23 protein-coding genes and 1 pseudogene are annotated in these 24932 nt (G+C 72.4%); 9 read left to right on the top strand and 15 right to left on the bottom strand.

Translation table 11 applies throughout. The features are described 5' to 3' along the window. Nucleotides 1–4: 4 nt before the first annotated feature. Both AC07A4_RS26810 and AC07A4_RS26805 read left to right on the top strand, forming a co-directional pair. Complete coding sequence (locus tag AC07A4_RS26810) at nucleotides 5–727, top strand: ABC transporter permease (protein ID WP_478603015.1); 723 nt, start codon at nucleotides 5–7, stop codon at nucleotides 725–727. Nucleotides 728–836: 109 nt separating this feature from the next. Then, a complete protein-coding gene (locus tag AC07A4_RS26805; protein WP_478603013.1) occupies nucleotides 837–1070 on the top strand; it encodes an SGM_3592 family protein in 234 nt (77 codons plus the stop codon). Nucleotides 1071–1359: 289 nt separating this feature from the next. On the opposite strand, the gene AC07A4_RS26800 is transcribed toward AC07A4_RS26805, so the two are convergent. The 9 genes from AC07A4_RS26800 to AC07A4_RS26760 form a co-directional block, all read right to left on the bottom strand. Then, a complete protein-coding gene (locus AC07A4_RS26800; protein ID WP_478603011.1) occupies nucleotides 1360–2175 on the bottom strand; it encodes an HAD family hydrolase in 816 nt (271 codons plus the stop codon). Further along, nucleotides 2172–3461, bottom strand: a complete 1290-nt coding sequence (gene serS / locus AC07A4_RS26795; RefSeq protein ID WP_478603009.1) for a serine--tRNA ligase — start codon at nucleotides 3459–3461, stop codon at nucleotides 2172–2174. Before serS ends, AC07A4_RS26800 begins: the two co-directional genes overlap by 4 nt. 723 nt (nucleotides 3462–4184) lie before the next feature. Next, nucleotides 4185–5120 carry a prephenate dehydratase gene (gene pheA, locus AC07A4_RS26790; protein WP_478603007.1) on the bottom strand — a complete coding sequence of 312 codons (936 nt, stop codon included), beginning with the start codon at nucleotides 5118–5120 and terminating at the stop codon, nucleotides 4185–4187. A 34-nt stretch (nucleotides 5121–5154) separates the two neighbouring features. After that, nucleotides 5155–6414, bottom strand: a complete 1260-nt coding sequence (gene efeB, locus AC07A4_RS26785) for an iron uptake transporter deferrochelatase/peroxidase subunit (protein WP_478603006.1) — start codon at nucleotides 6412–6414, stop codon at nucleotides 5155–5157. A 5-nt stretch (nucleotides 6415–6419) separates the two neighbouring features. Then, a complete protein-coding gene (locus AC07A4_RS26780) occupies nucleotides 6420–8519 on the bottom strand; it encodes a copper resistance CopC/CopD family protein (RefSeq protein WP_478603004.1) in 2100 nt (699 codons plus the stop codon). 16 nt (nucleotides 8520–8535) lie between these two features. Continuing rightward, nucleotides 8536–9126, bottom strand: a complete 591-nt coding sequence (locus AC07A4_RS26775) for a copper chaperone PCu(A)C (RefSeq protein ID WP_478603002.1) — start codon at nucleotides 9124–9126, stop codon at nucleotides 8536–8538. Beyond that, entirely contained in the window at nucleotides 9123–9845 is a 723-nt protein-coding gene (locus AC07A4_RS26770) for an SCO family protein (protein ID WP_478603000.1), read from the bottom strand. The genes AC07A4_RS26775 and AC07A4_RS26770 overlap by 4 nt, the downstream gene beginning before the upstream one ends. 87 nt (nucleotides 9846–9932) lie before the next feature. Further along, nucleotides 9933–10682: a YcnI family copper-binding membrane protein gene (locus tag AC07A4_RS26765; protein ID WP_478602998.1), complete on the bottom strand. Its 750-nt coding sequence runs from the start codon at nucleotides 10680–10682 to the stop codon at nucleotides 9933–9935. 285 nt (nucleotides 10683–10967) lie between these two features. Next, complete coding sequence (locus tag AC07A4_RS26760) at nucleotides 10968–11795, bottom strand: hypothetical protein (RefSeq protein WP_478602996.1); 828 nt, start codon at nucleotides 11793–11795, stop codon at nucleotides 10968–10970. A 398-nt stretch (nucleotides 11796–12193) separates the two neighbouring features. On the opposite strand from AC07A4_RS26760, the gene AC07A4_RS26755 reads away from it, so the two are divergent. Beyond that, nucleotides 12194–12775 (top strand): ATP-binding protein, encoded by a 582-nt coding sequence (locus tag AC07A4_RS26755; RefSeq protein ID WP_478602994.1) that lies wholly within the window; start codon nucleotides 12194–12196, stop codon nucleotides 12773–12775. 72 nt (nucleotides 12776–12847) lie between these two features. Here AC07A4_RS26755 and AC07A4_RS26750 read toward each other — a convergent pair whose 3' ends face one another. Then, entirely contained in the window at nucleotides 12848–13666 is an 819-nt protein-coding gene (locus AC07A4_RS26750; RefSeq protein ID WP_478602992.1) for an NAD(P)H-binding protein, read from the bottom strand. Between the two features lie 116 nt (nucleotides 13667–13782). Here AC07A4_RS26750 and AC07A4_RS26745 point away from each other — a divergent pair, with 116 nt between their 5' ends. Next, nucleotides 13783–14265, top strand: a complete 483-nt coding sequence (locus AC07A4_RS26745; protein ID WP_478602990.1) for a winged helix-turn-helix transcriptional regulator — start codon at nucleotides 13783–13785, stop codon at nucleotides 14263–14265. 162 nt (nucleotides 14266–14427) lie between these two features. Further along, entirely contained in the window at nucleotides 14428–14838 is a 411-nt protein-coding gene (locus AC07A4_RS26740) for a cupin domain-containing protein (protein ID WP_478602989.1), read from the top strand. A 68-nt stretch (nucleotides 14839–14906) separates the two neighbouring features. Here the strand turns inward: AC07A4_RS26740 and AC07A4_RS26735 are convergent, their stop codons facing one another. Next, on the bottom strand, nucleotides 14907–15857 hold the full coding sequence (locus tag AC07A4_RS26735; RefSeq protein WP_478602987.1) for an aldo/keto reductase: 951 nt from the start codon (nucleotides 15855–15857) through the stop codon (nucleotides 14907–14909). 193 nt (nucleotides 15858–16050) lie between these two features. Then, nucleotides 16051–17481: a MocR-like pyridoxine biosynthesis transcription factor PdxR gene (gene pdxR / locus AC07A4_RS26730; RefSeq protein WP_478602985.1), complete on the bottom strand. Its 1431-nt coding sequence runs from the start codon at nucleotides 17479–17481 to the stop codon at nucleotides 16051–16053. Between the two features lie 41 nt (nucleotides 17482–17522). On the opposite strand from pdxR, the gene AC07A4_RS26725 reads away from it, so the two are divergent. Then, on the top strand, nucleotides 17523–18107 hold the full coding sequence (locus tag AC07A4_RS26725) for a carboxymuconolactone decarboxylase family protein (protein WP_478603168.1): 585 nt from the start codon (nucleotides 17523–17525) through the stop codon (nucleotides 18105–18107). Nucleotides 18108–18175: 68 nt separating this feature from the next. Here AC07A4_RS26725 and AC07A4_RS26720 read toward each other — a convergent pair whose 3' ends face one another. The 3 genes from AC07A4_RS26720 to AC07A4_RS26710 all read right to left on the bottom strand — a co-directional run bounded on the left by AC07A4_RS26720 (nucleotide 18176) and on the right by AC07A4_RS26710 (nucleotide 22675). Next, nucleotides 18176–19390, bottom strand: a complete 1215-nt coding sequence (locus tag AC07A4_RS26720; protein WP_478602983.1) for an MFS transporter — start codon at nucleotides 19388–19390, stop codon at nucleotides 18176–18178. A 255-nt stretch (nucleotides 19391–19645) separates the two neighbouring features. Then, nucleotides 19646–21133 carry an aminopeptidase P family protein gene (locus AC07A4_RS26715; RefSeq protein WP_478602981.1) on the bottom strand — a complete coding sequence of 496 codons (1488 nt, stop codon included), beginning with the start codon at nucleotides 21131–21133 and terminating at the stop codon, nucleotides 19646–19648. 156 nt (nucleotides 21134–21289) lie between these two features. After that, nucleotides 21290–22675 (bottom strand): PP2C family protein-serine/threonine phosphatase, encoded by a 1386-nt coding sequence (locus tag AC07A4_RS26710; RefSeq protein ID WP_478602980.1) that lies wholly within the window; start codon nucleotides 22673–22675, stop codon nucleotides 21290–21292. A gap of 636 nt (nucleotides 22676–23311) precedes the next feature. Between AC07A4_RS26710 and AC07A4_RS26705 the strand changes: the two are divergent. The 3 genes and pseudogenes from AC07A4_RS26705 to AC07A4_RS26695 form a co-directional block, all read left to right on the top strand. Continuing rightward, a pseudogene (locus AC07A4_RS26705) lies at nucleotides 23312–23461 on the top strand (bifunctional DNA primase/polymerase); the annotation flags it as partial. Between the two features lie 201 nt (nucleotides 23462–23662). Next, nucleotides 23663–24223 (top strand): bifunctional DNA primase/polymerase, encoded by a 561-nt coding sequence (locus tag AC07A4_RS26700; protein ID WP_478603165.1) that lies wholly within the window; start codon nucleotides 23663–23665, stop codon nucleotides 24221–24223. Between the two features lie 54 nt (nucleotides 24224–24277). Then, nucleotides 24278–24919: a hypothetical protein gene (locus tag AC07A4_RS26695; RefSeq protein WP_478602978.1), complete on the top strand. Its 642-nt coding sequence runs from the start codon at nucleotides 24278–24280 to the stop codon at nucleotides 24917–24919. The last annotated feature ends 13 nt before the right edge of the window (nucleotides 24920–24932 follow it).

Genomic DNA, 24932 nt, shown 5'->3' with positions numbered 1-24932 from the left:
CACCGTGTACGACCCCACTGTCGCCCGGCTCACCTACCGGGCCCTGCTCGGCCGCCGCCGGGCACTGATCCTCTTCGCCCTGCCCCTGCTCCTGATCGTGATCGCCGCCGCGGTCCGCGGCTTCAGCGGCGCGGACGACCAAGTGGCCTCCGACCTGCTCGGCGGCTTCGCCCTCGCGACGATGGTGCCGATCATCGGCGTCATCGCGGGCACCGGCGCCATCGGCCCCGAGATCGACGACGGCTCCGTGATGTACCTGCTGTCCAAGCCGATCAAGCGGCCCACGATCATCGTCACCAAGCTCACCGTCGCCATCGCCGTCACCATGGCGTTCTCCGCGGTGCCGACGTTCATCGCGGGCCTGATCCTCAACGGCAACAGCCAGCAGATCGCCGTCGCCTACACCATCGCCTCGCTGGTCTCCTCGATCGCGTACGCGGCGATCTTCCTGCTCCTGGGCACCGTCACCCGCCACGCCGTGGTGTTCGGGCTTGTCTACGCGCTCGTCTGGGAGGCCCTGTTCGGCTCCCTGGTCTCCGGGGCCCGCACGCTCAGCGTGCAGCAGTGGTCCCTTGCCGTGGCCCACAAGGCCACCGACGGCGGGGACCTGGTCACCTCCGACGTGGGCCTGCCCGTCGCGGTGATCCTGCTGGTCGTGGTCACGGCCGGGGCCACGTGGTACGCGGGCCAGAAGCTGCGGACGCTGACGGTCGCGGGAGACGAGTAACCCGCCAGCGGCCCCCTGAGGGCCCCGCAGGACTCTTGACGGCGCCTTCACCCTCCTGCCGGGACACTGGTGGGAGGGGATGCGGCAGCAGTGACCAGGAGGTGCCTCGATGGCATCGGACGAGGGACGGGACAACGGCCCCGGGAGCGAGCCTTGGGACGAGGTGGTCCTCGACGACGACTTCATACGGTCCGCCGAGGCCGCGGAGCCGTCCGCGCGGGCCCGCATGCTCACCGCCCGCTGGCGGGACCAGGCCCCCGAGCCGCAGCCATGGCGCTCCGACGAGCCGCCCGCGGGGTGGTTCTTCAGCCGGGCCCGCAAGCGTCGGCGCAAGCGGCGCTAGGCCGCGGGTAATTCGGTGGCGGGCGACCGCCCCGGCCCGGCACAGTAGAGGTGTCACCACGCGCCGGAAGCCACTCTTCCGGCGCTCTCCAACCGGGAGTGGAGCCGACGGTCCGTAAGGCCCGTCGCGCTTCCGGCAGGGCGGTCCGCGGCAGGCTCCGGAGTCATCACCCGCTCCGTACGAGCCCCGCCACGGGGGAGACCGCCCGGGGGCGGCCGCTTCGAGCGCGCGTCACCGCGCGGGCCGCCCCTCCCCTCCCGGCGGGGGCTCCGGAGCCGGAGGGCGGGCGTCAGGCCAGCAGGCGTTCCAGGACCACCGCGATGCCGTCGTCCTCGTTGGACGCCGTCACCTCGCTGGCCACCGCCTTGAGCTCCTCATGGGCGTTGGCCATGGCCACGCCGTGGGCGGACCAGGCGAACATCGGGATGTCGTTGGGCATGTCACCGAAGGCGATCGTGTCCGCGGCCTTCGCGCCCAGGCGGCGGGCCGCCAGCGAGAGACCCGTCGCCTTGGTCAGGCCGAGCGGCAGTATCTCCACGATGCCCTCGCCCGCCATGGTGACGCCGACGAGGTCGCCCGCGACGTCCCGCGCCACGGCCGCCAGCGCGTCATCGCCGAGGCCCGGATGCTGGACGTACAGCTTGTTCAGCGGCGCCGACCACAGGTCGGCGGGGTTCGCGAGCGGAATGACCGGGAGCGGCCCTTCCTGGACCGTGTACCCGGGCCCCACGAGGACCTCGCCGTCTATGCCGTCGCGGCTCGCGGCCAGCGCCAGCGGGCCGATCTCGGCCTCTATCTTCGCCAGGGCCAGGCCCGCGAGCTGGCGGTCGAGCGTCACGGACGTCAGCAGCCTGCGCTCGCCCGCGTGGTAGACCTGCGCGCCCTGGCCGCACACCGCGATGCCCTCGTAGCCGAGGTCCTCGAGGACATGGCGCGTCCAGGGCACGGACCGGCCGGTGACGATGATGTGGGCCGCGCCCGCGGCGGTCGCCGCGGTGAGCGCGTCACGGGTGCGCGCCGACACCGAGTCGTCGGGACGCAGCAGCGTGCCGTCGAGGTCGGTGGCGACGAGCTTGTACGGGAAGGCGGGGCCGGAGGGGCTCACTTGGCGGTGGGCTCCAGGATCTCGCGGCCGCCCAGGTACGGGCGCAGGACCTCGGGGACGCGCACGGAGCCGTCCGCCAGCTGGTGGTTCTCCAGGAGCGCCACGATGGTGCGCGGCACCGCGCACAGCGTGCCGTTCAGGGTGGCCAGCGGCTGGACGGTCTTCTTGCCGTCGCGCTCCTCGCGCATGCGCACCGAGAGGCGGCGGGCCTGGAAGCCGTCGCAGTTGGACGCGGAGGTCAGCTCGCGGTACTTGCCCTGGGTGGGGATCCACGCCTCGCAGTCGAACTTGCGCGAGGCCGAGGAGCCCAGGTCGGCGGTGGCCACGTCGATCACCTGGAAGGGCAGCTCGAGGCTGGTCAGCCACTGCTTCTCCCACTCCAGGAGCCGCTGGTGCTCGTTCTCGGCCTCCTCCGGGGCGACGTACGAGAACATCTCGACCTTGTCGAACTGGTGCACCCGGAAGATGCCGCGGGTGTCCTTGCCGTACGTGCCCGCCTCGCGGCGGAAGCAGGGCGAGAAGCCCGCGTACCGCAGGGGGAGCTTGTCGGCGTCGATGATCTCGTCCATGTGGTACGCCGCGAGCGGGACCTCGGAGGTGCCGACCAGGTAGAAGTCGTCCTTCTCCAGGTGGTACACGTTCTCGGCGGCCTGGCCGAGGAAGCCGGTGCCCTCCATGGCGCGCGGGCGGACCAGGGCGGGGGTCAGCATCGGAGTGAACCCGGCGGCCGTGGCCTGGGCGATGGCCGCGTTGACCAGCGCGAGCTCGAGGAGCGCGCCGACGCCCGTCAGGTAGTAGAAGCGCGAGCCGGAGACCTTCGCGGCGCGCTCGACGTCGATGGCGCCGAGCGCCTCGCCGAGCTCCAGGTGGTCCTTGGGCTCGAAGCCCTCGGCCGCGAAGTCGCGGATCGTGCCGTGCGTCTCCAGGACGGCGAAGTCCTCCTCGCCGCCGACCGGGACGTCCGGGTGCACGAGGTTGCCGAGCTGGAGGAGCAGGCGCTTGGCGTCCTCGTCGGCCTCGTCCTGTTCGGCGTTCGCGGCCTTGACCGCACCGGCCAGCTCGCCCGCCTTCTTCAGGAGCGCGGCCTTCTCGTCACCGGAGGCCTTGGGGATGAGCTTGCCGAGCGCCTTCTGCTCGGAGCGCAGCTCGTCGAAGCGGAGGCCGGACGACCTGCGCCGCTCGTCGGCGGAGAGGAGGGCGTCGACGAGGCCGACGTCCTCTCCACGGGCGCGCTGCGAAGCGCGAACACGGTCGGGGTCCTCACGGAGCAGGCGAAGGTCAATCACCCCTCCAGGCTACCGTCGCGCGCTTCCGGCCCACGACTTGATTTTCCCCTCGCTGGTGTTATGACCGATTTGCCGGAATGTTAATTTCCCGCGCCCCGTCCCGGGTTTCGCGGCGGCGTGGCGTGATCCATACGCGTCCGGCGCGGTATCCGCCCGCGTCCCGCGCGGTCCGGCGTGAGTCAATAAAACGGACGCCATTCCCCGAATCGGGGCAAGGGATGCTTGCCCCCTTGACCGGATCGCCTTGTGGGCAACGGGACTTGGGGAGCCGGTTGTCCACAGGAATGGGGGCATCCGGAAAGTTATCCACAGGCTGTGCGAAAGATCTGTGGATGTCGGATGGGGGCCCTCTGAATGCTTCCCCGCGTCGAAGGATTCCCTTCCCAAACCTGGTCAGGGCCAACTTTCGAGTGGAATTGGTTAACTCCAAAGTGTGGCCGCATGGAAAAAGGTGGACGGAGGGGTGACGAGAGTGGCTCTGGGCTGACTTGTGAGCTGGGTACCGATTTGTCGATGATGTCGCGTGACGTTGTCGACTTGTCCCCAGGTCGAGAAGGACACCTGTGGATAACTTCTGTGGACAGAATAAATCTGCAGGTAGGACCGCGGGTTCGGGCCCCTTCAGGGCATGCCGAAGGTCCCGGGAAGCCCCAGGAAGCCCAGGGAAGCTCAGGAAGCGCCCAGGAAGTCAGCGGGAAAACCCCGGTGGGAAGCGTTAAACGCTCAGAACCGGCCGTCCTGGCAGCGCGCCAGCCAGTCCGACGCCGCGATGAATTCCGCGTCGGTCGTGCCGCGCCGCAGCGTCGCCACGTCCTCGGGCGTCACCCCCGCGCGCGGATACGACCCCAGGAAGCGCACCTTCGGGCAGATCCGCTTCAGGCCCATCAGCGCCTCGCCCACGCGGCGGTCCGTGATGTGGCCCTCGGCGTCCACGCAGAAGCAGTAGTTGCCGATGCCCTGGCCCGTCGGCCGCGACTCGATCCGCATCAGGTTGACCCCGCGCACCGCGAACTCCTGGAGCAGTTCGAGCAGCGCGCCCGGGTGGTCATCGCCGAGCCAGATCACCAGCGAGGTCTTGTCCGCGCCCGTCGGCGCCGCGGGCCGGGCCGGGCGGCCCACCAGCACGAACCGCGTCGCGGCGTTCGCCGCGTCGTGGATGTCGGTCACCAGCGGTTCGAGGCCGTAGGTGGCCGCCGCGAACTCGCCCGCGAACGCGGCGTCGTACCGGCCCTCCTGCACCAGGCGCGCGCCGTCCGCGTTCGACGCCGCCGACTCCCACAGCGCCTCCGGCAGCTGCCCGGCGAGCCAGTTGCGCACCTGCGGCTGGGACACCGGGTGGCCCGTCACCGTCTTGATGTCCTTGAGCGCGGTGCCCGGACGCACCAGGAGCGCGAACGCGATCGGCAGGACGACCTCGCGGTAGATCATCAACGGCTCGCCCTTGGCGAGCTCGTCGACGGTGATCGTGACGCCGCCCTCCACCGAGTTCTCGATCGGCACGAGCGCCGCCGCCGCCTCGCCCGCGCGCACGGCGTCCAGGGCCGCGGGGACCGACACCATCGGCACCAGTTCCCTGGTCGCGGCCTCGGGCAGCGTGCGCAGGGCGGCTTCGGTGAAGGTGCCTTCGGGGCCGAGGTAGGTGTAGCGCGTGGCGGACATGAGGTCACCCTAGTGGGCCACGCTCACCCACGGCTCACCCTTCAAGGAGCGCCTGCCCCACATACCCGCCGGACTCCGCGCCGCCCGGCACCGCGTACACCCCGCTCGCCTCGTGCCGGATGAACTCCGACAGGGCGTCGCCCCGGTCGAGCTTGCGCTGCACCGGCACGAAGCCCCGCAGCGGGTCGGCCTGCCAGCAGACGAAGAGCAGCCCCGCGTCCGGGTCGCCCTTGGCGTCGAAGCCGTCGTGGTACGAGAAGGGCCGGCGCAGCATCGCCGCGCCGCCGTTCTGGTCGGGGCGGCTGATGCGGGCGTGGGCGTTGAGCGGGACGACGAGGTCGCCGCCCGCGGTCGTCTTCTCCAGCTTCATCTCGGTGGTCTCCGTGCCGCCCGTCAGGGGCGCACCGTCGGCCTTGCGGCGGCCGATGACGTCCTCCTGGGCCCGCGTGGAGAGCTTCTCCCAGTCGTCCAGGAGCATCCGGATGCGGCGGACGACGGCGTAGGAGCCGCCCGCCATCCAGGCGGGGTCGGCGTCGGCGGCCCGGTCGGGCACGAAGATCCGCTTGTTGAAGTCGTCGTCGGACGGCTTGGGGTTGTTCGTGCCGTCGATCTGCCCCATGAGGTTGCGGGCCGTCATCGGGCGTTCGGTGGCACCGGGCGAGCGGTTGAAGCCGTTCATCTGCCAGCGAAGTCGCGCCGCCGAACCCGTCTCCTTCTGGAGGGCGCGCAGCGCGTGGAAGGCGACGAGCGCGTCGTTGGCGCCGATCTGCACCCACAGGTCGCCGTTGCTGCGGGCCTTGTCGAGGCGGTCGGAGGAGAACTCCGGCAGCGGGTCGAGGGCGGCCGGGCGCTGCTTCTCCAGGCCCGTGCGGCGGAAGAAGCCGTGCCCGAAGCCGAAGGTGACGGTCAGCGAGGACGGGCCCGCGTCGCGCGCGATGTCGGTGTCGCGGTCCGCGCCGCCCACCGGCTCGCCCGCCATCAGCCGCCGTGCCGTCGCCGACCAGCGGCGCAGCAGGGCCGCCGCCTCCTTGCGCCCGGCGCCGGGGGCCAGGTCGAAGGCGACGAGGTGGCCGCTCGACTGCACCGGCGTGGTGATCCCGGGCTGATGTTTCCCGTGAAACATCACCTGGTCGGCGCCGAGCGACGTCAGGGCCGTGCCCGACTCGCCGGAGGAGCCGGAGGAGCCCGAGGGCGCCGCCGCGTATCCGGCGGTGGCGCCCGCCGCGCCGAGCGCGAGGCCGGTGGCACCGGCGGTGCCAAGCAGGCGCCGCCGCGAAATGGTGTGGTCCGCCATGGGGTTCAGCCGATCTGCACGTTCTTGGTGAGGGTGACCTGGTCGATGTCGGAGGTGCGGACGGTCACCGCGATCCTCCAGTCCCCTGCCATGGGGATCTGTACGCCGCTCGCGCTCCAGTGTCCGGTGGTGATGCGGTCCGGGGCGACCGGCAGGGGGCCGACGTCCTTGGCCTTGAGCGTGAAGGAGACCTTGATCTCGGGGAGGTCGAAGGCGCTGCCGTTGGGCCGGTTCGCGTAGACGTGCAGGTCGTTGCCGCCGGTGCGGCCCGGGTCGAGTTCGAGGCGGACGGTGCCCTTGCCGTCCTGGCCGCCGGTGTCGAAGGGCAGCTTGACCTTGAGGGGACCTGCGGCCCGCGGCGCGGACGCGGCGGCGTTCTTGGCCTCTTCCTCCGTGCGGCCCGGTTCGGTGCTGGTCAGGGCCGTGGTCACGGCGAGCAGGACGACGGCGATGCCGACCTCGGCGAGCACCGAGCGGCGAAGGCCTGAGCGCTGGGGGTCGGCGTCGCGGACGCGCTTCTCGCGGGCGGCGTCCACCGCGGCGCGCTGGCGGGCGAGCTGCGCGGCACGCTTGTCGTCGCCGGGCTTGCCGCTGGAGCCCGCCTTGCTACCGGGGTCCGCCTTGTTACCGGGGCCCGCCTTGCTCACGGCGCCCGCCTTGCCGCCGGTGCTCGCTCTGCCGCCGGTGCCCGCGGCGGTCTCGTCCGCGCCCTTCGTGCCCGCGTCCACCGCGGTCGACACCCCGGTCTTGGAGCTGTGCGCGACGGCGACGGGCTTCTTCTTCTTGGTGGAGGGCCGCGCCCGCTGCTCCACGACCGCCGCGGCCGCCGCCTCGGGGGCCATGCCGCCCGCCTCGGCGGCGATCCGCCCGGTCCAGCGCCGGGACACGGAGGCGACGCCGACGAGGACGACGACCAGACCGATCTTCACCAGGAGCAGCTGTCCGTAGCGCGTCTCGACGAGTGCGGTCCAGGAGCCGACCTGCCGCCACGACTGGTAGAGGCCGGTCGCGGCGAGGGCGACGACGCTGGCGAAGGCGACCCGGGAGAAGCGGCGCACGGCGCTCGCCTCGATGAGGGGCGCGCGGTACAGACACAGCAGCAGCGCCGCGACCCCACCGAGCCAGACGGCCACGGCGAGCAGGTGCAGCACGTCGACGGGCATCGCGATCCCGGCCTGGATGCCGGTCGAGGCGTGCTCGGCCAGCGCCCAGGTCGCGGCGATGCCGATGGCGACGACGCCGCCGCCGATGGCCAGGCCGAAGGCGAGGTCCCGCTTCTCCTTGGGGTCCTCGCGCTTGTCGTACGCGCCGAAGAGCACGGCGATGAAGAGCGCGGCGGCCGCGAGGAGCAGCAGCCGGGAGACGAGCGAGGCGCCGGTCTTGGTCTGGAGGACGTCGCCGAGTTTGGCCAGGTCGAAGGCGTCGCCGAGCTTGCCGGAGCCGGTGTAGGGGGCGCGCAGCAGGAGCATGGCGAGGGTGGCGCCGGTCAGGGCGAGCCAGCCGGAGACGACGAGGCGCTGCAGCGGCCGGGCGCCCGCGCCGCGCGGCCAGCAGCCGAGGACGAAGACGGCGCCGCCGACGACGAGGATGAACCCGCCGTAGGAGACGTAGCGCGCGGTGTCGTAGAGGGTGCCGGTGAGGCCGCCGCCGACGTTCTGGTCGGGCAGGGAGACCTTGGTGTCGGAGGGGGCGCCGATGGAGAAGGTGAAGGCTCCGGCGATGGGGTGGCTGTCGGCGGAGACGACCTGGTAGGCGACGGTGAAGGTGCCGTCGGGCAGGCCCGGCTTCAGCTTCACGCCGTAGGTGTTCGCGCCGAGGTCGGTGGTCTTGCCGGTGTCGGCGCGCTTGCCCGCGGGGTCGAGGACCCGTACCGAGCCGTCGGACATGGCGACCTTCTCGGAGAAGGTCAGGGACACCTGGTCGGGTGCCTTGGCGACCACCGCGCCCCGCTTGGGGTCGCTGCCGGTGAGCGCGGCGTGCGCGTCGGCGGGCGCCGCGGTGGCGAGAACGGTGCCGAGGACGGCGCCGCACAGGGCGGCGACGACGAGCAGCAGCCGTCCGAACCGGGCGAGGTCCGGCCCCGGGCGGGGAGCGGTGGTCCGCATCAACTCTTCAGTCCCCTCAGTGCGACGAGTGCGAGGCGTGCTGGCCGGCCTTGGAACCGTCGGCCGTGGCGTGCTGGTCGTGCTCGGCGTGCTTCTCCGGGTCCCCGACGGGGGTCTTCGCGCCGTCGGCGTGCGGCTTGGGGTTGTACGTCGCGGCCTTCACCGGCATCTCGACGGTGATCGGGTCCGACGTCTCGAAGCGGAGCGTGACCTTTACCTTCTCGCCCTGCTTCGGCTTGTGCTTCAGGCCCTCAAGCATGATGTGGTTGCCGCCGCGCGCGAAGACGAGCTCGCCGTTCGCGGGCACGTCGAACGACTTCTGCTCCTTCATCGTGCTGCCCTTGGTGGCGTGCAGCGTGACGCTGCCCGCGAGCGGGCTGGACGCCGAGACGAGCTTGTCGGCCGCGCCCTTGTTGGTGAGCGTGAAGAAGCCGCCCGCCATGTCGTCCATGGCGGGGACCGGGACGTAGGCGCCGCTGACCTTCAGCTCGGGCTTCTTGGCGTCGTCGTCGGAGCCGTTGTCGCCGCAGCCGGTCAGGGCCAGGCCCGCGGTCAGTGCTATGGCGCCGCCGGTGAGCAGACGGTGCCGAGTGGTGCGGTGGTTCACGGGTTCTGTCCCTTGATGAGCTTGGGGAGGTCCTGCGCGTACTCCGAGGAGCGGGTGTCCTGGCCGTTGTAGACGACGTATCCCGCGTCGGTCTTCGGCGAGAACGCGATGACCTGCGTGCCGTGCATCGACTCGATCTTGTTGTTCTTGAGCTTCTTGGACGGCTCGATGCTGATGCCGACGGTGCGGGCGCTGGCCTGGATGGTCGCGAAGTCACCCGTGAGGCCGATGAACTCCGGGTCCTGGGCCTTCAGCCACTTGCCGAGCTCCTTGGGGGTGTCCCGCTCGGGGTCGGTGGTGACGAAGACGACCTGGAGCTGGTCGAGCTCGGCCTTGGTGACCTTCTTCTCGCGCAGGAGGTCCTTCTTGGCGACGGCGATGTTGCTCATCGTCAGCGGGCAGACGTCGGGGCAGTTGGTGTAGCCGAAGTACAGCAGCACCGGCTTGCCCTTGGTCCGCTCGCGCAGGTCGTACTTCTTGCCGTGCGTGTCGGTGAGGACCATGTCCGGCTTCTTGGACGGCTTGTCGAGGACGGTCGCGGCCTTGTCCGAGCCGGCCTCCATGGAGACGTCGGCGACGGGCTTGGACTTCTTGTCGCCGTCACCGCCGCCGCAGGCGGTGAGGGTGAGTCCGGCGGCGGCGAGCAGCGCCGCGGCGGCGAGCGCCCGCGTCTTGGTGGTCGTGCCGGACGTGATGGTCTTGTGGCTCAACTTGCGCATACGAAAATGTCCCAGATGTGAGGGGGCCGGGACGCGCCGGGGCCGGGTTGCCCGTGGCGCGTCCCGAGGGCGGCCGAGGCGGATGCCTCAGCTGTCGGCGCGGCGGCGGCCGGCGATGACCCCGAAGGCCACGCCCGCGACGCCGACGACGATGCCGACGATGCCGAGGACACGGGCGGTGGTGTCGCTGCTGTCGCTGTCGCTGTCGGAGGAGGCGGACTCCTTCTTGGCGTCGGCCTTGCCGTCGTCACCGGCGGCCTTGTCGTCCTTGGCGGGCGAGGCGCCGTGGTGGTCGTCGGACGCGGCGGTCAGCGCGAGGGTGGGCGCCGGGTACTCCGGCTCGTCGCCGCCCTTCTGCTGCGGCTCGATCCAGCGGACGACTTCCTTGTTGTCGTACGTCTGCAGCGCCTTGAAGACGAGCTGGTCGGCGTCCTCGGGGAGCTGGCCGATGGACAGCGGGAACTTCTGGAAGTAGCCCGGCTCGACGCCCTTGCCGTCGGCGGTCCAGGTGACCTTGGAGACGGCCTCGTCGATCTTCTCGCCGTGGATCTCGATCGGCTTCTTGAGCTTGGTCTTGGTGACCTTCGCCTTCCAGCCCGGCACCGGCTGCGGCATCACGGAGGCGAGCGGGTGGTCGGCGGGGAAGGTGACCTCGAGCTTGGTCGTCGAGGCGTCGTCGCGCTCGTTGGGGACCTTGAAGTTGACGGTCGCGTAGCCGCCCTTGGCGGCCTGGCCCTCGGGGCTGACGCTGACGTGCGCGAAGGAGGGCACGGAGAGCAGCAGAACGGCGGAGGCGGCGACGCCACCCACAACGGAGACGCGAGTCAGGGACTTCATGGGGGAATGCTCCATTTTCGGCAGGTGAGTACGGCGGCCGGAGCCCTCGTGACGAGGAGTCCTCATGGTGAGGAGTCCTCGTGCTGAGGAGTCCTCGCGGGAGGGGGGTATGGGTACGGCCGGTGCGTACGGAGTGTTCGGAAAGGGGCACGGTGCGAGGGGCCTACGGCCACGCGCGCGTGCTGACGGGTACGGGCGCGCCGCGCACGGCACCCACCCCTTCCGAAGGCCGTACGGCGATCGCGTGCGGGACGCGGTGCGTACGGCGCCGGGGAGCGGTCCGTGTCAGACGGCGAGCGCGAGCGTGGCGGGCGGGCCGCGCCGGATGACCGTGTGCTGGAGGGCGGCCGCCTGGAGCTTCGGCGGCACCAGGGCGTGGGCGCCGCGCACCCGGCAGGGCTCCGGTCCCGTGGTGCCCGGGAGTCCCGCCCGCAGGGCGCGCACCAGGGTGAGGGCCGCGCGCAGCGAACGCACGAGCGCCCCTTCGGCGACCTCCTGGGCGCCCTGTGCGGAGAGCCGGACCAGCCGGGTGAGCGCCACGTCGCCGCGGCGCAGCAGCCAGCCCGCGGCCAGCGCGGCGAGCACGTGCGCCAGCAGCATGGGCAGCGACGGCAGCACCGACATCGCGGAGGCGGGGGACATCGCGGTGTCCATGGCCGCCCCGCCCGTGGTGTGGGCGTGCGCGGGGTGACCGCCGGACGGGTCGACCCCCGCGGTCTCGAGGATCTGCCGGGCCTGGACGGGGGTGATCGTCGCCCCGCCCGCCCCGCACACGATGCGGGCCGCGCGCTCGACGAGGGAGCCGCCGCCCGTGCCGCCCGCCGCCATCGCCGTGCCGTGCTGGCCGAGCCCGAACAGGGCGTGCAGCCCGAGCTGCCCGGCCGCGAGCGCCCCCGCGATGCCCGGCAGCGACCGCTCCCGTCCGGCGAGGGGCACGGCGAGGACGAACACCCCGAGGAAGCCGGCGCCGAGCGTCCACAGCGGGACGCTGGCGCACGAGGCGAGCACATGACCCCCGGCGGACAGCACGAGGCAGACCGCGGCGAACATCGCGGCCCGCAGCAGCCGCAGATCGGCTCCGGCGCGCGCCTGGCGCTCGTGGGGGGCAGTCATGGCCGGGCCATCATCGCACTGGCCCGCCCCGCTCGGTACGGCAGGTCCGCAAGCTCCCGTGCGTGCCGGAAGCACCTGGAGGAGCCTTAATCATCCGCTATCACCCATATGTGAGGCGAGCAAACAGAAGGAAGCGGTTGATGGGTAAAGGTCCGAAAAGTTCGCTAAGAGGCCGTTAAGTCCATAAAGGTCCTGGTGGGTGGGGATCCCGGTTTCCGAAGCGCGCGCCGGGGCGCCGCCGTTGGCACGTGTCCCGGTACACCGGACACTGTCCGGCCCGCGTCCGCCGTATGGGCGGCATCACGTCAACTGGGCGCTTATCTCCGGGCGCTCGCGGCAATACGTATCGGTATGTCGAGCCGCGGCCAGAGGGCTGGAGCATGCCAGGAGGCTGAAGCATGAGCATCTGGTGGTCCCTCCATTTGCGGCGCGAAGCCGCGAGCGTTCCGCTCGCCCGACGCCTGCTCATCGGCACGATGGAGACGGCCGGGGTCGATCCGGAGGTCTCCTACGACCTGTCGCTCGCGCTCACCGAGGCCTGCGCGAACGCGGTGGAGCACGGCGGTGAGGCGGGCCCCGCCGCGGGCGCCTACCGCGTCACCGCCTATCTGGACGGCGAGAAGTGCCGCATCGAGGTCGCCGACTCGGGCCCCGGTCTGCCGCCGGGCCGGACGTTCACGAGCGGCGCCGGTGCCCCGGGGGCGCGGGGCGCCAAGGGCCGCGGCGGCGCCGGCCGCACCCGCCGCACCCGCCGCCGCGCACAGGCCCAGGCGGCGCGCCGTCAGCCCCAGGCCCGCCCACAGGCCCCGGCCGCGGTGGCACCGCCGCCGGAGTCCGCCGAGAGCGGCCGCGGCCTGTGTCTGATCCGGGAGCTCGCCGACGACGTCCACTTCGGCAACAAGCCGGGCCGGGGCGGCGCGGTGATCAGCTTCGACAAGATCCTCAAGTGGCGCGAGGACGCGCCCCTGATGGTGTCCTGAGGTGAGGGTGTCCTGGGGTGAAGGCGCCCTGAGGGGAGGGTGTTCTGAGGCTGCCGTGTGCCGTCAGGGGGATCAGCCGCGCACCGCGGCCGCGTACACCTCCAGGGCCGGGCGGGGGGCGCGGCCGAGGAGCGCCCGCAGCTGGTTGTCCTCTATGGACGTGCCGTCGACGAAGCCGCCCGCTATCGCGGAGTAGGTGCTGAGCAGCATGGGGACCTGGAAGGGGAGGGCCTCGCCCGCCGATATCAGCGCCGCGCGGGTCGCCTCCAGGGTGTCCGGCTCGTACGAACCGTCTATGGCCTCCGCCAACTCGGCGCCGCCCAGGGCGTCTTCCCCGACGAGTTCATAGACGCGGCCCGCGTGCGCGGACGGGTCGGTGGCCACGCGGGCGGCGACCGCGGCCAGGTCCTCGCGCGCCACCGCGGCGAGGCGGCCGTCGCCGAGCGGCGCGGCTATCGTCCCGTCCGGGCCGGGCGCGGCGATCGCGGCGAGGAACTCCGCGTACAGGCCGTTGCGCAGGACCGTCCAGCGGAGCGAGGAGCGGCGCAGCCTGCGCTCGGTCCAGCGGTGGGCCAGGGCGTACGTCAGGTGGTCGCCGTCGCCGCTGAGGCTCGTATAGACGAGGTGGCCCACGCCCGCCTTCTCGGCGGCGGAGATCACGGCCTCGTGGCGGGTGATCACCACGTCGTCCTCGGCGGCGCCCGCCGAGATCACCAGGAGCGTGTCCACATCGGTGAAGTCCAGCGAGGCCGGATCGTCGAAGTCGACGCGGCGCTGGCCCGGGCCGGGGTCGCGGGTGCCCACGACGGCCTTGCCCGCGGCCGTGAGCTCCGCCAGCTCGGCGGTGATGAGCGTGCCGAGCGCGCCGGTCGCGCCAGTGATGAGCAGCATGGGAACGATCCCCCGTCATGAGCAGTTGGAATGGGTGTCCGATGGCTGTGGTGCCGCGCATCCGGTACGAGAACCATCGTGATCGACACCGGCTGATCAGGTAAGGAGGCACTTTGATGTCAGTGGGGCACACGGCTGTAACCACCCCCGGAACCACCCCCGGAACCACTTCTCGAACCACCCCCGGGCCCTCGTCGGCAGGCGCGCTCGACGGCCCCGTCATCAGCTGCGAGACCCCGCAGGACGAATGCGGCGTCAGGGACGTCCTGGACCGCCTGGGCGACAAGTGGTCGGTCTATGTGGTCGTCGAACTCGCCTCGGGAGTCCTGCGGTTCAAGGAGCTCCAGCGCCGCATCCACGGTGGCATCTCGCAGCGCATGCTCACCTTGACGGTGCGCCGCCTGGAGCGCGACGGGCTGGTCAAGCGCACGGTGTACCCGACGATCCCGCCGCAGGTCGAGTACGAACTGACGGAGATGGGCCACAGCATGACGCACCTCATCAAGGCGCTGGCCGACTGGTCGATAGACCACCGCCCGGCCATAGCGGCGGCGCGGGAGGCGTACGACGCGGAGCGGGACGCGCCTGGCTCGCGCTAGCCGACGCCCTGGGCGGGCGAGGGCGGCCCCAGGAGATGGGGCGCCCCAGCGGATGTGGCTGCCCAACTTGCCGATACGGCAACAACAGTTGTCGCCCCTGCGGGGCCGGTCGCAGTCTGGAGCCAGTCCAGAAGGCGCTCGAAACCGTCAGGAGGCCACACGGTGCCCCAGGAGAACACGTCGCTGAACAACCGCGTCCACCACGTCCGTTCCGGGGAGCTGGACGGCTACGCCGCGCTCAGCGGCGGCACGGTGGGCTCCCGGAACCTGTGGATGGGTCTCGTGGAGCACGAGCCGATGAGCTCGACCGACAACCACCACCACGGCGAGTCCGAGGCGGGCATCTACGTAGTCAGCGGTCACCCGGTGTTCGTCTTCCACGACGGCGAACGGGAAGTCAGAATCGAGGCGGGCCCCGGTGACTTCCTGCTCGTCCCGCCGTTCGTCCCGCACCGGGAGGAGCACCCCGATCCGGACGAGCCGGTGGTCGTCGTGATCGCGCGCACCACACAGGAACCCATCAAGGTCTCCGTGCCCGAGCTGTACCAACTCACCGAGGCGAAGGCGGAGTAGCCCGCCCGGCGGCCGGAGCGAAGGGGACGGCCCGCGCCGCCTCCTCCGCTCCGGCGCTGGCGGCGCACCTAGGCCCGGGCCGCGTCCGCCACCTTCGACAGCCGCGCGTACCGCGCGTCCGACAGCTCCACGTCGAGCGCCCGTACGTTCTCCTCCAGGTGGCCCACCGACGTCGTGCCCGGGATCGGCACGATCACCGGGGAGCGGCGCAGCAGCCAGGCCAGGGCCGTCTGCGCGGTCGTGGCGCCGAGCTCCGCCGCCACCTCGGCGACCTCGCCGCCCGCCCGGGCGTGGGCCCCCATGGCCACGGGGAAGAACGGCAGGAACGCGATGCCGTGCTCGGTGGCGTGGTCGACGACGGCCTCGTGCTGCCGGTCGGCGAGGTTGTACAGGTTCTGCACGCTGGCGATCGGCGTGATCGCGGTCGCCTCGCGCAGCTGCTCGACGCTCACCTCGGACAGACCGATGTGCCGCACCTTGCCCTCGTCACGCAGCTGCTTGAGGGCGCCGATCTGGTCGGCGAGCGGATAGGCGTCGTCGAGCCGGTGCAACTGGAGCAGATCGATCCGCTCGACGCGCAGGCGGCGCAGGCTGAGCTCGGTCTGCTGGCGCAGATAGGCGGGGTGCCCCAGCGGCACCCACTCGGTCGCCGACGGCCGCACCACGCCGACCTTGGTGGCGATCGCCACGTCGTCCGCGTACGGGTGCAGCGCCTCGGCGATCAGCTCCTCACCGCCGCCGAGCAGGTACGAGTCGGCCGTGTCGATCAGGTTCACGCCGAGCTCGACGGCCCTGCGCAGTACGGCGATCGCGGCCGCGCGGTCCGTCGGCGGCTTCCAGATGTGGCCCGCTCCCGGGTCGCCGTCGGCGGGGTCGGGCGCCGCCGCGAGCCGCATCGAGCCGTAGCCGATCCGGCGCACGGACAGATCGCCGCCGATCGCGAACGTGGTCTGTTCCCGCTGTCCCTGCTGTCCCTGCTGTTCCCGCTGTTTCCGCTGTTCCGTGGCGTTGGTCGTCATTCCCGGTTCCCCCTTGAGGCACACACTGTCGTGGTCGCGCTGAGTGGTGTCGGCGCCCCTTCGGGTACGTCGGCACTGATGCCCAACCCCACCGTCAGCGGCCGTATTTCAGCAGCTCAGCGACTCGGGAGGGTTGTCACGCGGCGTTCATGAAACGTCGTGTGCCCCCGGCGGCGCCCGGCACCGGGCCCGCTCACTCCGGCGGCAGCGCCCGGCACAGAGCCTCGACGGCCGCCGCGTACGCGTGCTCCGGAGGCGTCGCGTAGCCGACGACGAGGCCGTCGGGTGCCGTCATCGTCGCCTGGGGGTGCCGGTAGTCGGCCAGGCCCTCCAGGCCGACGCCGTGCCACACGGCGGCCTTCACCGCGGACGCCTCCGTGCCGGGCGGCAGCCGAAGCACCGCGTGCAGTCCGGCGGCGATGCCGGTGACGGTGATGTGCGGGGCGTGTTCGGCGAGCGCGGCGACGAGGTGGTCGCGGCGGCGCCGGTAGCGCTGACGCATCCGGCGGACGTGGCGGTCGTAGTGCCCGGACTCCAGGAGCTCGGCGAGCGTGAGCTGGTCGGGGACGCTCGCCCACGCCTCCCGCTCGCCCTTGGCGGCGACGACGGCGTCCACGAGGTGCTCGGGCAGGACCATCCAGCCGAGCCGCACGGCGGGGGACAGGCTCTTGCTCACCGAGCCTACGTAGATGACGCGTTCGGGATCGAGGTCCTGGAGGGCGCCCACGGGTTCGCGGTCGTAGCGGAACTCCCCGTCGTAGTCGTCCTCCACGATCAGCCCCCCGTGGGTACGGGCCCAGTCGACGACGGCGGCGCGGCGCGCCGGGCGCAGCGGGCCGCCGGTCGGGAACTGGTGCGCGGGCGTGAGCAGCACCGCCCGTACCGGAGTCTGCGCGTCCGTCAACTCCTCGATGCGGGCCCCGTGTTCGTCCAGGGACAGCGGTACCGTCCGCACCTTGGCCGTCTCCAGGAGTGAGCGGTGGAAGCCGAGGCCGTACGCCTCCACTCCTAGGGGCCCGCGCAGCACTCCGCCGCCACCCGTGCCGAACAGCAGCCGCAGCGCGTGCGCGAATCCCGAGCAGACCACGATCCTCTCCGGGTCGGTCCGCACCCCCCGGGAGCGCGCCAGATAGCCGGTGAGCGCGCGCCGCAGCTCGATCCGGCCGCGCGGGTCGCCGGGCCCGAACGCCTCGTTGGGCGCCGCGGTCAGGGCGCGGCGGGCGGCGGCGAGCCAGGCGGTCCGCGGGAAGGAACCGGCGTCCGGCTGGCCCTGGACCAAGTGGTGCGTGGGGGGCGCGGGCGTGCTGGGGGCGCGTTTGGGAACGCGTACACGCGGGGGTGGCGCCGCACGCTCGGCGACCCGCGTCCCCGAGCCCTGGCGCGCGGTCAGCCAGCCCTCGGCGACCAGTTCGGAGTACGCGTCGGCGACGGTGTTGCGGGCGAGCCCGAGGTCGGCGGCCAGCGAGCGGTACGGCGGCAGGCGGGTGCCAGGGGCGAGCCGTCCGGAGCGTACGGCCTCGCGCAGCGCGCGGATCAGGGCGGCACGGCGGCTGCCGCCGCCGGAGAGGTCCAGATGGAGGTCAGCGCCGATGCGCCGCGCCGAATTGACCCATGATTCAGCCATGGAAGTGCACCCTACCCAAGGTCTTTGTGGCTCGTAGATTCATGGTCATGACGAACAACACCGCAGTCGCGGCCGACAACACCGCAGTGACGACGACCGCCGCACTCACCGAGTCCGGCGCCGCAGTCGCCGAGTCCGCCACCGCACTCAGCGAGTCGGCCGTCCCCGCCCAGACCCCCCGTCTGGACTTCGCCCAGGTCGTCCCGAAGGTCTTCAAGGCCGTCATCGGCCTGGACGCCGCCGCCCGCGACGGCCTGGACCCGGCCCTGGTCGAGCTGATCCAGATCCGCGCCTCGCACCTCAACGGCTGCGCGTACTGCCTGCACATGCACACCAACGACGCGCGCAAGGCGGGCGAGAGCGAGGACCGGCTGCACATGGTGGCCGTCTGGCGCGAGGCCAGGAACTTCTTCACCGCCAAGGAGCAGGCGGCGCTCGCCCTGACCGACGCGGTAACCCGCCTCTCCGAGGCGGGGGTTCCCGACGCTGTCTACGTAGAGGCGGCATCCCACTTCGAAGAGGCCGAGCTGGCGCAGGTCCTTTCCCTGATTCTCGCGATCAACACGTGGAACCGGATCGCGCTGAGCACCGCGAAGGTGGCCGGCACCGATGAGCGCCAGGGCTGACCGCCCTGCGCCCCTGGGGCCCTGCGCTTCGGCGCCCTCTTCACCGGCCCTCGGCCTCGGCCTCTTCCTCAGACGCCGGACGGGCTGAGCGTCCGCTCCGCCCGCCGCGCCGCCGGGCCCATCGCGCACGACGCCGCCATGATCACCCCGCCGAGGAGCAGCCACCCCGGAGTCCCCCACTCCACGAGCAGCGCGGTGAGGACCAGCGGGCCGAGCGTGCGGGCCACGGTCACACCGGTGCCGAAGAAGCCCTGGTACTCGCCGATCCGCCCGGCGGGGGCCAAGTCGAAGCCGAGCTGCCAGGACCCGGCGGACTGGAGCATCTCGGCCGCGAGCAGCACCAGGGACCCGGCGACCAGGACCGCGGCGGCCGCCCACGGACCGGCGTCGAGGGCCGACAGGGCGAACACCGCGCACGTGACCAGCATCAGCACCCCGGACCTGCGCACCGCCCGCACCGCCGACGCGACGCCGGACACCGACCGGGCCGTGCGCACCTGGAGGGCCATGACGCCGAGGGTGTTCAGGACGAAGAGCGCCGAGACCAGCCAGGAAGGCGCCTGCGTCCGCTCGGTGAGCCACAGCGGAACGCCGAGGCTGAGCAGCGGCATCCGCAGCAGCAGCACGGCGTTGAGCAGCGTGACCACCGCGTACGGCCGGTCCCTGAGGACGGCGAGCCGCCCGCCCGCGACCGTCGCCGCCGACGCGACGGCGGGCAGCCGCCACAGCACCGCCGCGCACGCCACGAAGGCCACCGCGTCCAGCGCGAACACCGACAGATACGCGGCCCGCCCGCCGTGGTGCAGGGCCACCCCGCCGAGCGCCGCGCCCACGGCGAGCCCGGCGTTCAGCGTGGCCTGGAGGTGCGCGAGCGCCCCGGTCCGCGCCTCGCGCGCGACCAGCCCCGCGAGCAGCGCCTGCCGCGCGGCGGCGAGCCCCGACTGGGCGGTGGCGTACACGAGCGCGGCCAGGACGAACGGCACGAAGCCGCGGACGACGAGGAAGGACGCCACCGCGGCCGCCGTCGCGAGCGCCAGCAGCACGGCCGTCCCGCGCGGCCCGCGCCGGTCCGCGAACCGCCCCAGCGGCACGCCCACCACCGAGCCCACCGCCCAGGCCACCGTGAGCCCGAGCCCGATCCTCGCGGGGGCGAGCCCGACGACGTGCGTGAAGTACAGGGCGGACGTCACGTAGTACGCGCCGTCGCCCACGGAGTTGCTCAGCTGGGCGAGGGCGAGCAGCCGCAGGGGGCCGGGCGCGGGGAGGAGGCGGGGGGTCGTCATGTCCCGAACACTAGGGATGCAGTGGCACCCTCAAGTGGTCCACTTCTGGCCCCTATCCATGGGCCACTTCTGCTGAGGCCGTGCCCGAGGCCGTGCCCGAGGCCGTGCTCCGTGCCCGAGTCCAAGGCCGTGCCCAAGTCCGCGCACGAAAAACGCCGGACGGGCAGAATTCCGCCCGTCCGGCGTCCCGGCGAGAGCGCGCGGCGCGTTGAACGGCGCCTGCGCCTGCGCCCGCGTCTGCGCCCGCGCCCGCCGTCAGCCCTTCAGCTCGGCCATCCAGAGCTCGACCTCACCCGACCGCCGGGGCAGCGCGGCGCTGAGGTTCCGGTTGCCGTCCTCGGTGACGAGGATGTCGTCCTCGATGCGCACGCCGATGCCCCGGTACTCCGCGGGCACCGACAGGTCGTCCGCCTGGAAGTACAGACCCGGCTCGACGGTCAGGCACATGCCCGGCTCCAGGGTGCCGTCCACGTACGTCTCGGTGCGCGCGGCCGCGCAGTCGTGGACGTCCATGCCGAGCATGTGACCGGTGCCGTGCAGCGTCCAGCGACGCTGGAGCCCGAGCTCGAGGACCCGCTCAACGGGGCCCTCGACCAGGCCCCACTCGACCAGCTTCTCGGCGAGCACGCGCTGCGCGGCGTCGTGGAAGTCGCGGAACTTCGCCCCCGGCCGCACGGCCGCGATGCCGGCCTCCTGGGCCTCGTACACCGCGTCGTAGATCTTCTTCTGCAGCTCGGAGAACCGGCCGTTGATGGGCAGCGTGCGGGTGACGTCCGCCGTGTAGTACGTGTGCGTCTCCACGCCCGCGTCCAGCAGGAGCAGCTCGCCGGAGCGGACCGGACCGTCGTTGCGCACCCAGTGCAGGGTGGTGGCGTGCGGGCCCGCGGCGCAGATGGAGCCGTAGCCGATGTCGTTGCCCTCGACGCGGGCGCGCAGGAAGAACGTGCCCTCGATGTAGCGCTCGCTGGTGGCCTCGGCCTTGTCGAGGACCTTCACGACGTCCTCGAAGCCGCGCACGGTGGAGTCCACGGCCTTCTGCAGCTCGCCGACCTCGAACTCGTCCTTGACAAGGCGGGCCTCGGAGAGGAAGACCCGCAGCTCCTCGTCGCGCTCGGCGGTGACCTTGTCGGTCAGGGCCGCCTCGATCCCGGCGTCGTACCCGCGCACGACGCGGACCGGGCCGCTGGCCTCGCGCAGCGCGCCGACGAGCTCGCGCACGTCGGACGCGGGGATTCCGTACAGCTTCTCGGCCTCGGTCAGCGAGTTCCGGCGGCCGACCCACAGCTCGCCCTGGCCGTCGAGCCAGAACTCGCCGTTCTCGCGGTCGGAGCGCGGAAGGAGGTAGATCGTCGCCCGGTGGCCGCCCGCGGCGGGTTCCATGACGAGGACGCCGTCCTCGGTCTGGTTGCCGGTGAGGTACGCGTACTCGACGGACGAGCGGAAGGCGTACTCCGTGTCGTTCGAGCGGGTCTTCAGGTTGCCCGCGGGGATCACCAGGCGCTCGCCCGGGAAGCGCGCGGACAGCGCGGCACGGCGGGCGGCGGTGTGCCCGGCCTGGGCGATCGGCTCCAGGTCACGCAGCTCGGTGTCGGCCCAGCCGGACTTCATGTTCTCGGCGAGCTCGTCGGACACGCCCGGGTACAGGCCGTTCTTCCGCTGCTTGATCGGCTCTTCCGCGGTCTCCTCAGGGCCCGCCGCGGCAGCGGCCCGATCAGACTCAGCCGGGTTGAGAGCGTCCGACACGGCGCGCCTCCTCTGTCTGTGTACGACAACGAACCCTCCTCATCGTACGGCCGCCCCGAAGGGGTTCCAGAGGCAGAAGGCCCCTTACACAGCGCAGCCGGAGGGTCACGTCGCACGGCGCGTCCGCGAGCGCGGCGCCGTGCGGCCACGCGGCGGCTACTCGAACCGCGCCGCCAGCAGCACCACGTCCTCCTCGCTGTCCGCGGTGGCGAGCCCGTCCGGCAGCATCGTGCGCAGCACGTGGTCGGCGAGCGCGTCCGGGTCGTCGCGGGTGGCCTTCGGCACGCCGGCCGCCGCCGCGTGCAGCCGCGCGAACGCCCGGTCCATGGGGTCGCCGGTGCGGTGCAGCAGCCCGTCGGTGTACAGCAGCAGCGTCTCCCCGGGCTCCGGGCGGATCTCCACGCTCGGCGCCTCCCAGCAGGCGAGCATGCCGAGCGGCGCCGACAGGGAGGTCTCCACGAACTCCGTGCGCCGCTCGCCGACGAGCAGCGGCGGGCTGTGCCCCGCCCCCGCGAGGACGATCTTGCGCAGGGCGGGTTCGCAGTACGCGAACAGCGCCGTCGCCGACCGGGCGGGCTCCGTCAGGCGCAGCAGCAGCTCCAGGTCGGACAGGACGGCGACGGGATCCTCGCCCTCCATCACCGCGTACGCCCGCAAGGAGGCCCGCAGCCGCCCCATCGCGGCGACCGCGCTCGGCCCGGACCCGGTGACGGAGCCCACCGCGAGGCCGAGGGCCGCGTCCGGCAGCGGCAGCGCGTCGTGCCAGTCGCCGCCGCCGCGCGCTCCGGCGTGGTGGCGCGCGGCGAGGCGCACGCCCGACACGCGCGGCAGCCGCGGGGGCAGCAGCTCCTCGCGCAGGGTCACCGCGGTGGCGCGGGCGCGCACCAGCTCCACCAGGCGGGCCAGGTGCTCGGCGGCGTAGCGGACGTAGAGGCCGATCAGGTGCCGCTGGCGCGGGGCCGGTTCGGCGGGCTCGTCGTACAGCCAGACCGCCGCGCCGATCCCGCCCGCCGTCTCGGTGGCCAGCGGCAGCGCGTAGCTCGCCGCGTAGCCGAGGCGGACGGCGACCTCGCGGTGGCGCGGGTCGAGGGCGTCGTCGGCGAAGAGGTCCGGCTGCACGATCTCGGTGAGCGGCGGCGGCGCGGCGTCGGGGGCGGGCCCGGGGGGCGCGCTCGCGTCGAGGAGGCGCCCGTGGGCGGTGGCGGCGCGCGGCACCGTCTCCAGGTGGCCGAGGTCGGCGCGGGCGAGGCCGAGGCCGACGGTCGTGTCGGGGCCGAGGCCGTCCGCGGGCTCCACCACGACCAGGCCGCGGCGGGCGCCGACCAGGGCGGCGCCCGCGCGCAGCAGCTCGTCGAGGGCGTCGTCGAGGGTGGCGGTGCGCGCCAGGCGCTCGGTGAGTTCGTGCAGCGTGGTGAGGTCGGAGACCCAGCCCGCGAGGCGGTCCTGGATCAGCGCGGCCGGGGCGTTTGGGGCGGGCGGGACGGCCGCTGTGGGCGGGGCAGTGTGCGCCGGAGGGGGAACAGTGGAATCGATTCCGGCCACTTTCGGCGGGTGCGGGGCGTTCATGGCTGACCGCTTTCCGGCCAGTGCGTATTGCTCAATAGCATCGCAAACCCCCTGTCATTCTGCGCCGCTAGCAATGTCTCCACATCTACACGGAGTGGAGAGGGGATGTCCAGCATTGTCCTGCTGGGATTCCTGGTGTCCAGTGCGCTGCGTGAGAATTCTGTGAACTGTGAGTGATCTTGAAAACTTGTCCGAAAACTGTTGCGGTGAAGGGCATATTGCGGTCGACTGACATTGTTCGAAGGAGCGTCACAGCGGTCGTGATGGGTACGGATCCAGTGGTGGCTCGGATGGCCAGGGGCAGTTGTACGACGCCCGGAACCTGCCGCCGGACCCGGACGTCTTAACCCACGGCGGCCGCGCCCCATCCTCCCGTGGCACCGGGGGCAAGAAATGCGCGGGACGGCAAACGCCAGGCGCCGCCACCCCACGCCACGTTAACGCTCGGCCCATAGGGGATCCCCATGCCGCAGGCTGGGGGTGTGACGCGCCAGCTTGTACGCACCTGTACGCACCTTGTACGCGCACCTCGTACACAGCGATAGAGATCCACACATGGTGTGATGTGGCCCGAAGTGTCCCTCTGCGTGTAACGGAAAGGAACGAGCGCTCATGCGCGAGATCCTCGGAAGGCGACGCAGGCTCCTGTCCTGGCGAATCGGTAGGAAGTCTGACCAGAGCCCCTCTCTGATCGGTGCGGCCCAGACCTTCGCGACGGAATGGCGCTGGCCCGTGCTGCCCGGCGTCGGCATCGACGGACAGAGCAGGCACGCACGCGACGGGCTCGCCGGAGCCGACGGCCGGCAGAGTGACACACGCGATGGCCGTGATGGCCGCGATGGCCGAGACGGCAAGGACAGCGGAAAGCGCGGCAGGCGAGGCGCGGGCAAGAAGCGAGGACCGCGCGCGGCGAATCGTGAAACCGCAGGTGACAGGGGTGGCCGGGGCGATCGGGGCGACCGTCTGGACGAGCCCGGGGTTTCCGCCAGGATCGGCGGCGCCGTGCGCTGCGCCTGCCCCGACCCGGAGTGTGTGGTTCCGGGCGCCCACCCCCTCGACCCGGGCCTGCTCGCCGCCACCACGGACGCGCGCATGGTGCGCTGGTGGTGGACCAACCGGCCCGGCGCACCCGTGCTCCTGGCCACCGGCGGACGCGCCCCGTGCGCCGTGAGCCTCCCCGCGGCCGCCGGCGCGCGCGCCCTCGTCGCGCTCGAATCCGCGGGCATCCGCCTCGGCCCCGTCGTGGCGTCGTCGGCCCGCCTGTTCATCCTCGTAGCGCCCTACTCCATGGAGCAATTGGGCGAACTGCTGTACGCGAAGGACCACGTGCCCGGCTCGCTGCGGTTCCACGGAGAGGGCGGGTATCTCCCCCTGCCGCCCTCCGAGACGGGCCAGGGCCAGGTCCGCTGGGAGCGGGCCCCGCTGCCCGGCTCGGCGGCCCCCTGGGTGCCGGACGTCGAGGCCGTCGTCGACGCGGTGGTCGACGCGCTCACTCATACGGGTGTGAGCGCGCCCGAGTTCTAAGGGAATTGGGCGCGCGGCGCGGGCCGGGGCACGCGGGGTCGTTATCTTCGGCGCATGCACCCGCGCCCGGCCGTGAACCCCCGCCTGCTCGCGCTCCTGGGCGTCGTGGCCGTCGCCGCCCTGCTCCCGCTCGCCGGGGCGGCGGCCGGGCCCGTACTGGACGACGCCAAGGCGCCCTCGCACCCGGAGCCCGCGGCCGCGGAGCACCCGGGGGCGGACCGGGCCGAGGGGGAGCGTCCGGAAGCGGACGGTGCCGCGCCGGGGGCCGGGGCCCGTGGGGCCACGGAGGGTGATGTGACCGCGTCCCGGCCGCGGGACACGGCGGTCGGCACCGGACCCTCGCCGCTCCTTGAGACCACCGCCCGGTGCGGCCCCGAACTCACCTCGTCCGATGGCATCGAGGCCCAGACCTGTGTCCTGGCCCAGGGCGGGGACACCTGGGCGCGCACCTACTACCGCAACGCCACCGGCGAGGCCGTGAAGGCCGTACTGAGCGTCATGGGACCCAAGGGGCGCACGGTGCAGATGCACTGCGAGGTGAGCGCCGGGGACGAGCCGGGGGCGTGCGATACGCCCAAGGGGCGCACGGCGGGACCAGCGGCGCACTACATGGCGGTCGCGGAGTTCGCGAGTGAGAGCGGCGACGCCCTGCTGCTGCGGTCGGGCAGCAACTCCGGTGGACCCCAAGGCAGTTGAGCACGCGACTTTT

The sequence above is a fragment of the Streptomyces sp. NPDC043996 genome, from assembly GCF_056435225.1.
This window is presented reverse-complemented; position numbering and strand designations above follow the sequence as displayed.